A 15,196-nucleotide genomic window follows, 5' to 3' on the forward strand; every position below is an offset into this window, starting at 1 on the left:
TACCCATATCAACATGGAGCGCCCGTGGGAAGACGGTCTAAACATCCGTAAAGGCCGGATCGGGAGCTAACGACACGCCGTCATTAGCAACTATTTTTGTCTATTAACCCCCTGAATGTACCCCCAAGGCACCCATAAATACCCCTCAAGGCCGGTGAACAACGGCAACTGGGGGAGTGCTCAGCGCCTCACTGGACCCGATTTTTCGGCGGTCTATCAACAAAAACTGGGCCCTCAAGCCGATTTCTCGACCTGAGGGCTAGGTCACACGCGGAGGATGGGGGATTCGAACCCCCGAGGGCTTGCACCCAACACGCTTTCCAAGCGTGCGCCATAGGCCACTAGGCGAATCCTCCAGGGCAGTTTTAAACTGCCTGTACAGCTTAGCGTAGATTCGGGGGTGAGCACCACTCAGCTCAATGAGGTGATGCCCACGTTATTCGATCGCCAGTTAGTCCGATCACCGATTGTTACTCAATTGCCAAGTTGTTCAACACGTGTGCACCGGGCAGCTGCGCGAGCAGCGCTCCCGGCACCACGAGCTTTGAGCGGCGTAGCCCCGAGCCAATAAGAGCTGTTCCGGCAGCCACCCGCTCATCAATAAGGAGATTCCATGCCTGTGGAACTCCAACTGGGGAAATCCCGCCGTACTCCATACCCGAAGCTTCCACCGCCAGCTCGGTAGGCCAGAATGAAGCCTTGCGAACGTTGAGGAATTTCTTCACCACATGGTTCACATCCGCGCGGGTAGTTGCCCGCACCACGCAGGCAGCCACCCGTTCCTCACCTTCACGCTTGCCGGCCACCAACACGCAATTACACGACACCGCTAAATCGAGCCCGTAGTGCTCGGTCATCGGTTCGGTGTCCGCGAAGTCCGGGTCAATCTCTGTGACCAGAGCTTGCGCTGCGAGCTCAGGATGGCTCTGTGCAATGGTCTGTAGCCCCTGCGCCACCGGCGCGGCCAGCAAATCCAGATGCTCAAGCGCCGGTTGCCAGGGAAGATCACCGAGCAGCGCGCGATCCACGTTCGCGCTGTAAGAAACTTCGGGTATGGATTCACTCATATAGATACTCCTTGATTTCGGGGGCTAGTTCTCCTTACGTGTGACGGGCCCGAGCACCAGGCTGGCCCAGGAACCGTGCAGGGATTCCTGATCGGAAGGCTGGAAAAGCCCGGCCAGCACATCGCGGTAGAGCCGCGAAAGTTCATGACCCGCGTAGTACGAGCTTCCTCCGCAGGCGCGGATGCATTCTTCCACGGTGCGCAGCGACGCTTCCGCCGCCACATTCTTGGCCGCGGAGAAACGCGGGTATTCATCCGCCCCGCCCAGCTCCCCGCTGTCAATATGTGCGGCCAATTCGCGCAGCTGCGGACCCACCGCGTTCATTGTGAGCGCGGCTTCCGCAATACGCCAGCGGATATCAGGATCATTTGCGTAAACATCATTGTGGAGGACCGAGCGGCGCTTCTTAACATGTTCCACCGCAACCTCAATGGCGCGTTCGCCAATGCCCTGATAGGTAGCCCCGAGGAGAATCTCAAAATTGGAGAAGATGCCGTAGACTACCGGCTCCTTATTCGGGCCCGGTGCCACGATCCCGAGGACGTTTTCATCGCGAAGGAGCGCGCCGTCCAAAACCGTGGAATTAGATTGGGTGGCCCGCATCCCGAGGGTGTTCCAATCATCCTTGATGGCGAAGCCGCCGTCGCCCCGTTCAACCAGGCCGAAAACATCACGCACCCCGGAGTCATCCTTGAGCGCGCCGAAAGTCATGAGGTAATCCCACGCCGGTGCGAGAGACGTGAAAACCTTGGTGCCGTACAGCCGGTACCCCGCCTCATCGCGTTCGGCCCGGGTAAGCGAACCGAAAAGCACCAGGTCATTACCCGGTTCAGAAATGCCGAAAGCGAAGAGCTTACCGGCCGCGGCTTCGCGTAGGATCTTTTCCCCGGCGGCCACGCCGTTGCGCACCAGGTGACGGCCGAGCCCCACAATAATCTGGTGCATATTAATGCCCAACGCGGTGGCCGGGGCGTACTTCGCTAAACGGGTTTGTTCCGCGCAAATCTCAACCAGGCTCAAGCCGGCCCCGCCGTATTCCTTCGGGACGAAAGCGCCGTAGTAGCCGGCCTGCTTCAAATCTTCGTAGTCTTCACGCGGGAATTCATTGGCGGCATCCACCGCCGCCGCCCGCGAGCGCAGTGTTTCCAGTAGATCTTCGGTAAGGAAAGCCATTGATTCTCCCTGTTGTTGTGGACGACGGCGATACTCCCGCCATCGCGGGGACCGCCCACTCACGCTAGAGAGTGTACCTCGGGCCTCCGACACAAAAAATGGTGAAAACGAAGCCGGACGACCTGCCGGGAGACCTCCCCGTGTTTTGCATTCCCCGTGAACTCGTTTAGACTGGCACCTGACTCCCCACGTGGCGTCATCTTGCAAAACTCCCCCAGGGCCGGAAGGCAGCAAGGGTATGCGGGCTCTGGCGGGTGCGTGGGGCGTCTTGTATCCACAGGTTTTTCGCGCGCGTGATTCGTGTCGTAGGTACCCCGTAGACTGATACTCGTGAGCATGGCATTGTATCGGCGGTATCGCCCGGAGCGTTTTCAAGATGTTATCGGCCAGGAGCAGGTAACTCGTCCCCTCATGGCTGCGTTGCGCGGCGAGCGCACGGTGCACGCCTATCTCTTCTCTGGCCCGCGCGGGTGCGGGAAAACCACCTCGGCGCGCATCCTCGCCCGCTGCTTGAATTGCGCGCAGGCGCCCACGGATACGCCGTGCGGGGAATGTGCCTCGTGCCGGGAACTCGCGGGGGATGGCCCCGGTTCTCTGGACGTGGTGGAAATGGACGCGGCCAGCCACGGCGGGGTTGATGATGCCCGTGACCTGGTTGAACGCGCGGCTTTTGCCCCTAGCCGGGATCGCTACAAGATTTTCATTATTGACGAAGCCCATATGGTCACCACTCAGGGTTTTAACGCTCTGCTCAAACTTGTGGAGGAACCTCCGGCTCATATCAAGTTCATTTTCGCTACCACGGAGCCGGAAAAAGTAATTGGCACCATCCGCTCACGTACTCATCATTATCCGTTCCGCCTGGTTTCCCCGGCGCGGATGGAGGAATACCTCTCGCAGATCTGCGCGGAGGAAGGCATCACTCCGGAACCGGGGGTGCTCGGATTGGTGGTGCGCGCGGGCGGGGGATCGGTGCGTGATTCCCTGTCGGTTCTGGACCAGCTCATGGGCGGTTCGGAAACGTCCACGCTGTCCTATTCTCAGGCTGTCGCGCTGCTGGGTTATACGGATAGTGGCTTGCTGGATCGCGCGGTCAACGCTATTGCCGAAAGTTCGGGAAGCCAGCTCTTCGGCGTCGTCGAAGAACTTATCGGTGCCGGGCATGAACCGCGCCGTTTCGTGGAAGATCTGCTCCAGCGCCTGCGCGATCTAATCGTCATCGATTTGGCGGGGGAGGCCGCGGCGGATGCTCTGGGCGAATTACCGCAGGATCAGCTGGCCGCTATGCGCACCCAGGCGCAGGCCTTGGGTGCGGCGCGCGCTACCGAAAGCGCTGAGCGTGCGAACGAGGCTCTCTCCGCGATGGTCGGCGCTACCTCGCCGCGTTTGCAGCTGGAATTGCTCTGTGCTCGGATTTTGCTTCCCGGCAGTAGCGCAGCGGAGCTGTCCGGTAGTTCTTTCGGTGGCGCAGCGGGGGAGAGTACTGCGGCGCGGCCGGTTACTGGATCCGCGGCAAGTGGCGGAAACGCGCGGAAATCGCCACAGGATATTGCGCGGGAAAAGGCGCGGGCAGCAGCCGCAGCGGCCGCAGCGCAGCGCGGGGCCTCGGTGCTTTCGGGGTCTCCTAGCGTTCCGTCCGTTTCCGCGCCGCAGCCTGCTACTTCTGTTTCGGTGCAGAACGACGCCGCAGCTCCCGCCCCGTCCGCTCCGCAACAGGCCACGGAATCACCCGCGTCGCCAGCTGCCGATCGGCCTGTGGAGCGGCCCGTGGAACAGCATGCTCCACGAGTGGAAGAACGCTCGGCTCAGCAGGCTGTTCAGCCAGCCGGTGAACCAGCGGCGCAGCAACCGCTCGAAGGTAGCGTTGAGCAGGTTCCAAGTCCGGAAGGATCGGAGCCGGATCACGCTGCGGAGCTCACGGTCAGGTGGGCGGAGGTGACGTCCTCCGGGCGTTTCGCCCAAGCGATTTTCTCCGGGCCTACTCGGGTGCTCGGCTCTTGGGGAAGCCAGGTCGCCCTGGAATTTTCTTCAGAGAAGGTCCTCGGCGCCCTTCAAGATCCGCGGAATGTGGAGCGTTTGAGCGCACATCTTTCGCATTTCACCTCGGTTCCCGTCACCGTGCGGGTCATTGCTGCCGCGGCAAAGCAGGCCGATGCTCCGGGGCAATCGGGCAACGCGGCCGCGGCGGAAGCCACCCAATCGCCAGCGGCAACTCAGCCGCGCCCAAGCGGTCCCGATGGCGGTGGTGCCCACCCAAAAGCTAATGTCGCCACCGCGGCGGCCACTCCCGCTTCCTCGGGCTCTGGCGCTGCATCCGCGCGGCCGGAAACTGCCAACAGTGCCGGTAAAGCAGTCGGGGATGATGAATGGCCCGAACCCGAAGAGCTTTCCGATCCGGATGACGCGGAATACTACCCGCCTAGCCGGCAAACTGCCGCGCCCCGTTCGGCTGGTACTGGTGTGGTCAGCTCCGGCGGGGCTAGTATCAGCACGGCTCGCCCCGGGATGGATAATGCCGGCATAGCTAACTCCGGCGGGGAGATTCCTTTCTATCTTCAAAACATGCCCATGCCCCGGCCCTTCGCCGGCCCGGGTGATACACCGGTATCCCCGGGAAACCCGGCATCGGGAGCCAGCCAGCCAGCCGCGGGGCAGCCAGCCGCACCTGAGCCCGCGCAAGATTTTCATATCCCGCGCCCGCCGCAGCGCACCCAGGAAATCCCTACCTATGACGCCCGGGAACACCTGCGTCAGCTCCGCCACGGAGCTGCGGGTGGCAAAGTACCCGTGGGTAGCACGCCCGGCGGTAGCGCAGCCGCCGGCATCGAGCCAACTGTCAATGCGCCCACTATGTCGGCCAGCCCCGCGCAAGCCGGTCCGAACAGCGGGTACCGTTCGAATGGCTTGAATGGCTTGAATGGCCCGCATAATGGCGCGCCACAGCCAGGGGTGGGGTATCCTACTGAGGAGGATGATGTCTCCTTAGACGATCCCACAATCGAACAGAGCAATGTTGTTGGGTTGCAAGTTGTGGTGGAAATGCTCTCGGGAACCATTGTTGAAGAAATTGATACCGCGCAAGGAGGAATGTAGTGGCGGGGGTGTATGACGGCGCCGTGCAGGAGCTCATTGATGCGCTCGGGCGTCTGCCGGGCATCGGCCCGAAAAGCGCCCAACGCATCGCCTTCTACCTCCTCGAACAAGAAGAACCCGAAGTGCGGGCACTCGCGGAAGCCATGCTCCGGGTTAAGGAACGCGTCCACTTCTGCCAAATCTGCGGCAACGTCACCGAAACCGATATCTGTTCACTGTGCTCAGATACCCGGCGTAGTGATTCCGTGATCTGCGTCGTCGAAGAAGCCAAAGACATTATGGTTATCGAACGCACCCGCGAATATCGCGGGCGCTACCATGTTCTGGGCGGATCCATTAACCCCATCCAAGGTATCGGCCCGGAAGACCTGCGCATCCGCGAACTCCTCACCCGCCTCCAAGATGGCCGCGTCACCGAAGTTATTATCGCCACCGATCCCAATATTGAAGGCGATGCCACAGCGGCCTACCTCATTCGTCTCCTCACCCCCATCGGTATCGCGCTCTCCCGCCTCGCCTCCGGACTCCCCGTAGGTGGAGACCTCGAATACGCTGACGAAATCACACTCTCGCGTGCCTTCGAAGGCCGCACCCGCATTACCAGCGGCATAACCGCGAACACCGCGGCCACTACCGGCATAGAAACCAGCATCACCACCGCGGGTGTCACCGGCACAGAAACTGTGACCACGAGTACCACACTGGAAACCACCGGCACGGGCACCACAAACATGCCCGGCACGGGTATGACAGACACGGGACGAATGCCCTCGGTGGTTCCGGGCACCACGCCTTCCGCCCCAGTCGCGGAAACGCACGGCGAGCACAACTAAGCAGCTCAGCTCCGGGATCACCGTAAAGCACAGCGTCCAGCCCAAATGCGGCGCCCCATCAGGCAGCCAAGCAGGAGAACAATCTCACCTGAAAATATCGGAAAGCCCCGCGGGTGGCTACGCGCTTCCAGTTACCATTAATACGTCTCGGAAAAATAGGAGTTAATGTGGCACTCATCGTGCAGAAGTTCGGGGGATCCTCAGTCGCCGATCCCGCCGGACTCAGACGAGTGGCGAAACGAATTGCCCAGACCAGCAAAGCCGGAAACAAAGTCGTTGTTGTGGTTTCCGCCATGGGAGATACCACCGATAATCTCTTGGACCTCGCCCACAACGTCACCGATAACCCGCCCGCGCGGGAGCTCGATATTCTCCTCACCGCGGGGGAATGCATTTCCATGGCCCTGCTCGCCATGGCCGTCAATGACGAAGGCGTCGTCGCCCGCGCATTCACCGGCCAGCAAGCCGGCCTCCACACCGATGCGCGCTACGGCAATGCCTCCATCACCGGGATCGTTCCCGAACGTATTTTCCGGACCGTGCAAGACGGTGCCGTCGCCATTATTGCCGGATTCCAAGGCGTGAACGATACCAATGACGTGACCACCCTCGGGCGGGGTGGCTCCGACACCACCGCCGTGGCCTTCGCCGCCGCCCTCGGCGCAGACGTGTGTGAAATCTACACGGACGTGGACGGTGTTCTCTCCGCGGACCCCCGGATCGTTCCCGCTGCTAGCCAACGCCGCGAACTTAGCTACGAAGAAACGCTAGAATTAGCGGCACACGGAGCGAAAGTGCTCCACCTGCGGGCAGTGGAATTCGCCCGGAAATTCAATGTGGCCTTGCACGTACGATCATCATTCTCCGAGAACGAAGGGACGTGGATAGTGGAAGAAACCGCGAAACAGGGCGGATATGAAGACGCCGTCGTCGTCGGAGTGGCACACGACCGCAACCAAGGGAAAATTTCGGTCACCGGCGTGCCCAACCTTCCCGGATCCGCCGCGAAAATCTTCTCCTGCGTGGCCGAAGCGGAATGCAATATTGACATGATCGTGCAGAACACTGCACTCACCCGCGTGGGCCTGAGCAATATTTCCTTCACGGTTCCCCGCGATCAGGTGGATCTCGCCGTCGCCGCGCTGCGCGCCAACCAGGCCGAATTCGGTTTTGAAGACATCGCTGTCACCTCCGAAATCGGCATCCTCTCCATCGTGGGTGCGGGAATGCGCTCCCATAGTGGCGTATCCTCCAAACTTTTCAAGACACTGGGGGACAACGGCGTCAATGTGGATATGATCAGCACCTCGGAGATCCGCATTTCCGTGGTGGTGGACCCGAATGTGCTGGACGCGGCCGCCCGCGCGGTCCACACCGCCTTCGGGCTGGATGCCAGCGAAGAAGCAATCGTATACGGAGGGACAGGCCGATGAGCATCACCTTGGCAGTAGTGGGAGCAACTGGGCAGGTCGGGCGGGTTATGCGCGCCCTGCTGGAAGAACGCCAGGTTCCGGTGGATCGGGTGCGTTTCTTTGCGACGGCGCGCTCAGCCGGCACCGAACTTCCTTTCCGGGGCGAAAACATCGTGGTGGAAGATATTGCCACCGCTGACCTGGCCGGCATCGATATTGCGGTATTTTCCGCCGGCGGGGATGCCTCGCGCACCTACGCGCCGAAGTTCGTGGAGGCAGGTGCCGTCGTCGTTGATAATTCTTCCGCGTGGCGTCGCGACCCGGAGGTGCCGCTCGTTGTCTCCGAAGTGAATCCGCAAGATATCGCGCGCCGCCCCAAGGGCATTATCGCCAACCCGAATTGCACCACCATGGCTGCCATGCCGATTCTCAAACCGCTGCACGATGCGTACGGCCTTACTCGCCTTATTGCTTCGTCCTACCAGGCGGTGTCCGGTTCCGGGGTGCGGGGCGTGCACGAGCTGACCACCGGGGTGCGCGCCGCGCTGGGCGGGGATGTGGAAGCCCTCGCCCTGGACGGGCACGCTATTGAGTTGCCCAATCCTGAGGTCTACCGGGCGCCCATCGCGTTCAACGCGGTCGCCTTTGCCGGGAACCTCGCTGAGGATGGCAGCGGCGAAACCGACGAAGAACAAAAACTACGCAACGAATCACGCAAAATTCTGGGTATCCCGGATCTCGCGGTGGCGGGAACGTGCGTCCGTGTGCCGGTGTATACCGCGCACGGGATGTCCGTCAACGCGGAGTTTGAGAGGGAGGTCGACGTCGCAGCCGCTATCCAGCTGCTCGAAGCAGCCCCCGGCGTTGCGGTGGTTGATCTGCCTAATCCCCTGGATGCAGCCGGGAAGGACGCCTGCTTCGTGGGCCGCATCCGGCGTGATCCTTCGGTGCCGGGCGGGCGCGGGCTGGTCTTCTTCTGCGTGGCCGATAACCTGCGCAAGGGCGCGGCCCTCAATACCATCCAGCTGGCTGAGCTGGTCATCAAGGAGCTCACGGAGAACAGCGCGGCCTAGCGCCTAGGCGCGGCACCGGTGCGCCTAGCTCGCGGCACCGGGCGCAGCGGTCGCGACCTGCGCAATAAGCGCGCTTTATTCCGGCGTGGCGGTGACCGCGGGGATCTCCCCGGTTTCTCCGTCCAGGAAGGTTGATTCGTCACGCCGGTGGCGCAGCACTTTCTCCACGAAGGAGGCCACAGCCTCGGCCTGCGGCACATCGCGCTGCTGGTCTTCGGAGATGAACCAGCGGTGTTCGAGGATTTCGTGGAACAGCTCGGCCGGCTCCAGTTTCGCGGTGAGTTCGGGCGGGATTGCGGCTACGGTCGGCTCATAGACATCCGCGAGCCAATCGTGGGCAATCATCATGTCGGATTTGCCGCTCTTATTGTGGAGGGCGGCGTATTCGTCAATATCGTTGAGGATGCGCCGAGCCTGGTTTTCTTCCACATCTAGGCCGGTCAGGCGCCACACCTTGCGTGAATAATGCCCGGCCTCCACGATCTTAGGCTGGATGAGGAGGCGGTCTTCGTCCGGGCCGGAATTGATAGCGATTTCGTCCACGTCAAAGCCGAGGTCGTTGAGGCGCCGCACCCGCTCGGTGACCTTCCACTTTTCATCCGGGCCGATAGCCACCTGCGCGGTGATTTCTTCCCATAGCTCGAAGTAGCGATCAGCGAAAGTATCACCCACCCCGATGGTGTCGAAATCTTCGGGGAGGACGCCGCCGGCTTGCAAATCCATGAGCTCACCGATGATATTCGTGCGGGCCACGTCAATATCGTATTCGCGTTTACGTTGGGTGATGGGGCTGTAGAGCTCCCCGGTTTCCGCGTCCACCAAATAGGCCGCGAAAGTTCCCGCATCGCGGCGGAACAGGGTATTCGAAAGTGACACATCGCCCCAGAAAAACCCGAGAAGGTGGAGTCGTACCAGGAGCACGGCCAGCCCGTCGATGAGCTGGGCGATGGTGGCGCGCCGGTGCTGCTGCCCGAAAATAGCGCGGTAGGGGAGTGAGAAGGGAAGATGCTCGGTGATGAGGCAGGCGTTGAGGGCATTGCCTTCCGCGTCGGTACGTTTGGAGACCACCGCTACCGGTTCCACCGAGGGCGCCCCGAGGCGCTTCAAGGTGCGTAAGAGTTCGTATTCGCGTACCGCCACGAGTTCGGAAATCTCTTTGATGGCGATAATGCGCCCGGAGAGCCGCACGAAACGCACCGTGTGGCGGGAAATACCGCGGGGGAGCGCAGCGATGAGATCGCGCGGCCACTCTTCGAGCGCCACGTTCCACGGCAGATCGAGGAGGTCAGGTTCAACGCTAGCCGCCATAATGGATAGCGAGGATCGCATGAGTGTCCTTTCCGGGAGTAGCTGCGGCTTAATCGTAGCCGAAAGCTCGCGAGCCCGGCGTGCCATCAACCAGCGCACCCGCCTCCACCATCCCGGCTTCTTCCAGGAAGGCCCGTACGGGCGGGGTGAGATCCGCCAAGATTTCGGCGGGGGTGCCGACCTGCTGGAGCGCACCGTCCACCATCACACCCACGCGGTGAGCGCAACTGAAAGCTTCGCGCGGATCGTTCGTCACGTACACCGTGGTGATCCCGGTGCGTTCTTGAAGTACGGAAATCTGTTCGCGAATCTCATCGCGAATTTCCACATCCATATTTTTCAGCGGCTCGTCCATGAGGAAAATACGTGGCCGGCGCACCACCGCCCGCCCCATGGAGACTCGCTGGCGTTCCGCGCGGGTCAGCTGCGCGGGTTTCGCGTCCAATAACTCGGTGAGTTCCAAAATATCCGCCGCCTGCGCCACCCGCGCGGCGATATCTTCCGGGTCCGCCCCGGCTATTTTCAGGTGGAAGCCCATATTATCCGCGACCGTCATATGCGGATACAGGGCGTAATTCTGAAATACGATCACTACATCGCGCATGGAGGGCGGTAGCGCGGTCACATCTTCTCCGTCCAGCAGCACAGCTCCGTAGTCGATATCCTCCAGCCCCGCAATCATGCGTAAAACCGTGGATTTACCGGAGCTAACCGGGCCGGTGAGCGCGAAAAATTCGCCGTCGTTGATATGGAGATTCACGTGGTCAACCGCCGGCGCGGGCGCATCGGGATAGTACAGTGTCGCGTTGACGAGTGACACAGAAGCCATGGGAATTCTCCATCAGTAACAGCGGTCGGCATTGACACGCTCACCCACTATTATGCCACGTCAGGAACTCGAATACGAGGGCGTGCTCCGCGGGAAAAATGCGCCGGCCCGCACACTTCGGTATTTTTGAGGTATGCGGGAGGAAATCGGTGGCTATCGGCTGGTGCGGCGCATCGGCTTTGGCGGCATGTCCACGGTCTACGAGGCGGTGGATGGTGCCGGCACCCGCGTTGCCCTGAAACTTCTCCACCCGGCGGCCGTGGACGGGGTGGCCGGGCGCGAACGCCTCCGGCGCGAAGTTGCGATGTTGCAGCGGGTGCGCGGGCCCTACGTTGCCGAAGTTCTCGACGCGGAAACGGATGACGAGGATGCCTTTATCGTCACTCAGCTGGTGGAAGGCCCCACCCTCGCGGAGGATGTGCGCGTGGACGGCCCTTACCCGCCGGCGGAACTCGTCACCCTGGCCCGCCAGCTCCACGCCGCGGTCACGTCTGTACATCGCCTCGGGGTACTGCATCGTGATCTCAAGCCTTCGAATGTCATGCTCGGCGCGGGCGGCCCGGTTCTCATCGATTTCGGAATCGCGCAAACGGGTGGCGATGCCCGCCTAACCGTATCCGGCGCGGTCACCCACACTCCCGGTTACCTCGATCCGCGGGTGCTGCGCGGTCACGCCCCGGACGAAGCCGCTGACCTGTGGGCCCTCGCCGCGGTCATCGCTTTCGCCGCCACCGGGCACGACCCGTATCCCGGCGCGAACCCGGCGGTTATTATGCGCCGCGTGCTCGAAGGGGACGTGGATGTCACCGGCGTGCCCCCGCGCATCGCGCACGCCTTGCGCGCCGCGCTCGCGGAGCCGGTGGAGGAACGCTGGGGGATTGACGCGGTGGTCGCGGCGCTCGCGGATCCGGCCGCGTGGGCGGAGCCTCCGGTGAGCGCACCGCCTCCTGCACCCGCACAGCGGCCTGCACCCGCGCCACTTCCCGCTACCGCGCCACTTTGTGCGCCGGCGGCACTGCCGCTCACCTCCCCGGAAAGTTCAGAAGATGCGGGGGAGAGCGGGGAGTACGACGCCGCCGCTACCGCCCCCCGCCTGCTGCCCACCCAGGTGGCGCCAGTCACGCCGGCCGCCGCTCCCGGAGCCGCCGCAGGGCCGAGCTACAACGCCGCGGATAGCGTGCCCAGTGCTTTCCCGGAGACCTGGCCCCAGCCCATTTACGCCGGGTCCGCCACCGCACCCTACCCGGCAGCCGTACCGGGGCCTGCTGCGCCGGGTCCCACCGCGCCAGCTACCTTCAGCCCCGCAGCTTTCGAATCCCAGTCGGAATCCGCACCCTATTCGCAGTTCGCACCGCAGGAACCCACGCCGCCGGAACCCACGCCGCTCCCGCTGTGGGCCCGCCCGCCGCGCCGTACTCCCATTCTCACCTTCGTGGCGGGTGCGCTGCTGTGCGCCCTGGTTGCTGCCTGGCAGATAGCCGGATACGTGGGATATGCACTCGTCACAGTGGGCTTGGTTTTCGCGAAGCGGAACGCGGCGCGGCTGCTGCGGCGTCGTGAAGAAGAAGGCGGGCCGTTCCGCGGGGAACACCTGGGGCAAATTTTGCGCGCCCCGCTCACCTTTGTGGAAAGCGTCGTCAGTGTAGTTCCGCTGCACGGGATCGGGCTTCTCGCGGTGACGTTCGGCTACGTGGCGGCGCGCCTGGGCGGGTTTTCCGGGCCGGGCGCCGGCGCGGTGGCGGCGCTCGCGGGGGTGGGAATCTCCTGGCTGAGCCCGAGCGGGCGGCCCGCACGCCGCGGCAGCGCGGTTGTTTTTGGGCGCCTAGCCCCCACGCGCTCCTACCGAGTTTTCTGGACCGTGGTGCTGGCCGCCGGCGCGGCCGGGATCGCGTTGCTGGCCCTTGGCGGGGTGCTGGGCGTGCCCGCGGATACCCCGCTCAGTTTCGGATATTACGGCGAACCGCTCGTCGCGATGATCAGGGATATTATGGGCGGCGTGGCCAACTAATTGGCCCGCGCGGGCAATGTCACCCGGCTGGCCCTCACTTTTCCCAGGGAAAGCGGCGATAATTGACATGTTAAAGTCAGGGTGAAAGGCGCAGTGGCCGGCTGGCCGCAGGCGCGTCGTCGTAACCGAGGGAAAGTGAATGGCACAGACTCAGAAGAATAACCGGCAGACCTCCGCGGCACAGCGGCGTGAAACCGCGCGCGCGGCGGCGGCCCGGCTCCAGGAACAGGAAAAGAAGCGGGCGCGGCGCAATCGCGCGCTCGCGGTTGTTGCAGCTGTTGTGGTGGTGGCGCTTATCGCTGCGGCCGTGTGGTTCATCCTCTCGAATAAGAAGGATGAGGCGGGCGGACCGGCCACGCAGGAAAGCTCCGCGGCCGCGTACCCGAGCGCGCCGGCTACGCCGCTGGCTGAACGCCCCGCCCCGAAGGTTACCTCCCAGCTGCCGAAAAACGTGACCCCGGATGTGGGCGTGAGTGTGGGTAGTTCGCTGGCGGCCGGCACCGTGAACGAAGGCAAGCCGGTTGTTGATATTTACTTCGACTACCTGTGCGTGTGGTGCAACCGCCTGGAAACCGCCTACGCGGAGGAGCTCACCCAGCGCGCGAAGAACGGTGAGATTACGCTGGTTTACCACCCGCTCGTGGTGGAATCCCAGTACGAATTCTCGCACACCGCCTCGGCCTCCGCGCTGTGGGTGGCCGAGCATCGCCCCGATGTTTTCGCGGCTTACCACAACGAAATTTTCGCGATGACGGCCCCGCTCTTCGAAGCGAAGGAAAAGGTGCCGGTGCCGCAAACCGCGCAGCTCGCCGAGCTCGGTAAGAAGGCCGGCCTCACCGATGCCGAAGCCGAGCAGATGATCGCGGACGTTTCCGTTGGGGACGGCAAGCCCGCCATGTATTCCGAGCTGCTGGGCCAGTCGCTCCAGCAGTTCAGCGCCGACGGCTTCACCGGCACCCCCACCGTGCTCCTCAACGGCAAGCAGGTGGCGGACTGGACCGACGGTAAGCTCACCGCCGCGCTCGACGCCCTCAAGTAGTGCCCTAGGCGCCGCGTGCCCTTGTGGTACGACGACGCCGCAGCGGGGCGGTCGCTTCGCGCCGCCCCGCTGGGGGCTCAGCTCTCGGGATCCCTATTTGTTCCAGAGGGGGGATTCTGGCATGATAAACTCTGGTTCCTTGTTCAGCAGGTGTGCTGGGCAAGAATTGCCTCCGTAGCTCAGTTGGTAGAGCAGCTGTCTTGTAAACAGCAGGTCACAGGTTCGAGTCCTGCCGGGGGCTCCACTACAACATATATTTCAGGAATGTACCGGGTGGCAACCATGGTGCTCGGAAAGCAAACGCGGGAGAAGGCGCGGTCTGATGACCGGCTTTCTCCCACGTTGCGGTGATGGCGTGTTATACCGTGTGCTTGGCTCGGCTGCGCGTGACCACCGGAATGCCTACGAGGAGCAAGGCCGCGGCGGCTGCAAGGCCGAAGGCGGTCGAGGCACCGGTGCGCTGCAGCCGGGGCTGGGTGCGCTTCTTCGTTACCTGCGGGCCTTCGGAGGGATTCTGGCCGGGGTTCTCACTGGTGGGGATTCCGGGGGTAGTGGCGCCAGGAGTTCCCGGTGCTCCGGGGTTGGGGCTACCCGGAGTGCTGGGCTGAGCGTCTGGGGTTTGACTACCCGGGGTACTCGGTGTGCTTGGCTGATTACCGGGCGTCTCCGGATCACCCGGGGTGCCCGGGGCGGTGGGCTGGGTGCCAGGCGTGGCGGGGGTACCGGTATCAGATGTTCCGGGATTGTCGGGCTTCTTATCCTCCGGTGTCGTCTTCTCGCAAATCTTCACGACTGCCGCTGCCTGGTCACAGCCATCTTCGTTGATGCCACTCAGGTAGTAGGTAATCGCAGGATTTGAGTGGAGTGCGAAGGTGGAGGAATAGTGATCATAAACCGACGCAGAACTTCCAATATCGGTACCGATAAGGTCGGTGCGGCCCGATTCTCCGGTGACGATGCACTGGGGTGAGCCGGTCAGGCCTGCGGGGGTAGTGTGTCCGAGGAGGAACTTATTGGTGCCGGGATCGGTCAGCGAGTAAGCGGGCAAATCACCCGTACGGGCCCATGGATATTCCTGGAGATTCTGGCATCCCTCCTCATAGGAGCCGGGCCCACCGCGTTCTTGACTACACTTCCAGAGTTTGTTAGTTGCACGGATAGGAAGAACGGTCAGTTCTGATTGGACGGTGACATCTCCTTCGACCTTGATCGTGAAAACACCCGGCTCGTTAATGCCGAAGCTGTATTCGTGGGTTAATAGACAAAAATAGTTGCTAATGACGGCGTGTCGTTAGCTCCCGATCCGGCCTTTACGGATGTTTAGACCGTCTTCCCACGGGCGCTCCATGTTGATATGGGTA

10 protein-coding genes, 2 tRNA genes, 1 other RNA gene and 1 pseudogene are annotated in these 15,196 nt (G+C 62.5%); 8 read left to right on the forward strand and 6 right to left on the reverse strand.

What is annotated here, in order from left to right:
* Positions 1-271 precede the first annotated feature (271 nt).
* The 3 genes from PWJ82_RS08825 to PWJ82_RS08835 form a co-directional block, all read right to left on the reverse strand.
* A tRNA-Ser gene (locus PWJ82_RS08825) sits at positions 272-356 on the reverse strand.
* Between the two features lie 114 nt (positions 357-470).
* A complete protein-coding gene (locus tag PWJ82_RS08830; RefSeq protein ID WP_274736276.1) occupies positions 471-1,067 on the reverse strand; it encodes a YbaK/EbsC family protein in 597 nt (198 codons plus the stop codon).
* 24 nt (positions 1,068-1,091) lie between these two features.
* Positions 1,092-2,240, reverse strand: coding sequence for an acyl-CoA dehydrogenase family protein (locus tag PWJ82_RS08835; protein WP_016443365.1), 1,149 nt, complete (start codon positions 2,238-2,240; stop codon positions 1,092-1,094).
* A 177-nt stretch (positions 2,241-2,417) separates the two neighbouring features.
* Between PWJ82_RS08835 and ffs the strand changes: the two genes are divergently transcribed.
* The 5 genes and pseudogenes from ffs to PWJ82_RS08860 all read left to right on the forward strand — a co-directional run bounded on the left by ffs (position 2,418) and on the right by PWJ82_RS08860 (position 8,651).
* Positions 2,418-2,514: signal recognition particle sRNA small type (gene ffs / locus PWJ82_RS08840), an RNA gene on the forward strand.
* A gap of 62 nt (positions 2,515-2,576) precedes the next feature.
* Complete coding sequence (locus PWJ82_RS08845) at positions 2,577-5,333, forward strand: DNA polymerase III subunit gamma and tau (RefSeq protein ID WP_274736283.1); 2,757 nt, start codon at positions 2,577-2,579, stop codon at positions 5,331-5,333.
* Positions 5,333-5,938, forward strand: a pseudogene (recR, locus tag PWJ82_RS08850) (recombination mediator RecR); the annotation flags it as partial. The gene PWJ82_RS08845 and the pseudogene recR, both read left to right, overlap by 1 nt.
* Positions 5,939-6,333: 395 nt before the next feature.
* Positions 6,334-7,599: an aspartate kinase gene (locus PWJ82_RS08855; RefSeq protein ID WP_274736278.1), complete on the forward strand. Its 1,266-nt coding sequence runs from the start codon at positions 6,334-6,336 to the stop codon at positions 7,597-7,599.
* Complete coding sequence (locus PWJ82_RS08860; protein ID WP_274736279.1) at positions 7,596-8,651, forward strand: aspartate-semialdehyde dehydrogenase; 1,056 nt, start codon at positions 7,596-7,598, stop codon at positions 8,649-8,651. The genes PWJ82_RS08855 and PWJ82_RS08860 overlap by 4 nt, the downstream gene beginning before the upstream one ends.
* Before the next feature lie 75 nt (positions 8,652-8,726).
* On the opposite strand, the gene PWJ82_RS08865 is transcribed toward PWJ82_RS08860, so the two are convergent.
* Together PWJ82_RS08865 and PWJ82_RS08870 are read right to left on the reverse strand one after the other, a co-directional pair.
* Positions 8,727-9,980 carry a DUF4032 domain-containing protein gene (locus tag PWJ82_RS08865; protein ID WP_274733358.1) on the reverse strand — a complete coding sequence of 418 codons (1,254 nt, stop codon included), beginning with the start codon at positions 9,978-9,980 and terminating at the stop codon, positions 8,727-8,729.
* Between the two features lie 28 nt (positions 9,981-10,008).
* A complete protein-coding gene (locus PWJ82_RS08870) occupies positions 10,009-10,788 on the reverse strand; it encodes an ABC transporter ATP-binding protein (protein WP_274736280.1) in 780 nt (259 codons plus the stop codon).
* A 133-nt stretch (positions 10,789-10,921) separates the two neighbouring features.
* Here PWJ82_RS08870 and PWJ82_RS08875 point away from each other — a divergent pair, with 133 nt between their 5' ends.
* The 3 genes from PWJ82_RS08875 (at position 10,922) to PWJ82_RS08885 (ending at position 14,079) form a co-directional block, all read left to right on the forward strand.
* Entirely contained in the window at positions 10,922-12,796 is a 1,875-nt protein-coding gene (locus tag PWJ82_RS08875; RefSeq protein WP_274733360.1) for a serine/threonine-protein kinase, read from the forward strand.
* Positions 12,797-12,935: 139 nt separating this feature from the next.
* Positions 12,936-13,835, forward strand: coding sequence for a DsbA family protein (locus PWJ82_RS08880; protein WP_274736281.1), 900 nt, complete (start codon positions 12,936-12,938; stop codon positions 13,833-13,835).
* Between the two features lie 168 nt (positions 13,836-14,003).
* Positions 14,004-14,079: transfer RNA gene (locus PWJ82_RS08885), tRNA-Thr, on the forward strand.
* A gap of 114 nt (positions 14,080-14,193) precedes the next feature.
* On the opposite strand, the gene PWJ82_RS08890 is transcribed toward PWJ82_RS08885, so the two are convergent.
* The gene (locus tag PWJ82_RS08890) at positions 14,194-14,883 is read right to left on the reverse strand and encodes a hypothetical protein (protein ID WP_274736282.1); all 690 of its coding nucleotides are present in this window, start codon (positions 14,881-14,883) and stop codon (positions 14,194-14,196) included.
* Positions 14,884-15,196 lie beyond the last annotated feature (313 nt).

The sequence above is a fragment of the Actinotignum schaalii genome, from assembly GCF_028864145.1.
Classification (GTDB): Bacteria; Actinomycetota; Actinomycetes; order Actinomycetales; family Actinomycetaceae; genus Actinotignum; species Actinotignum schaalii_B.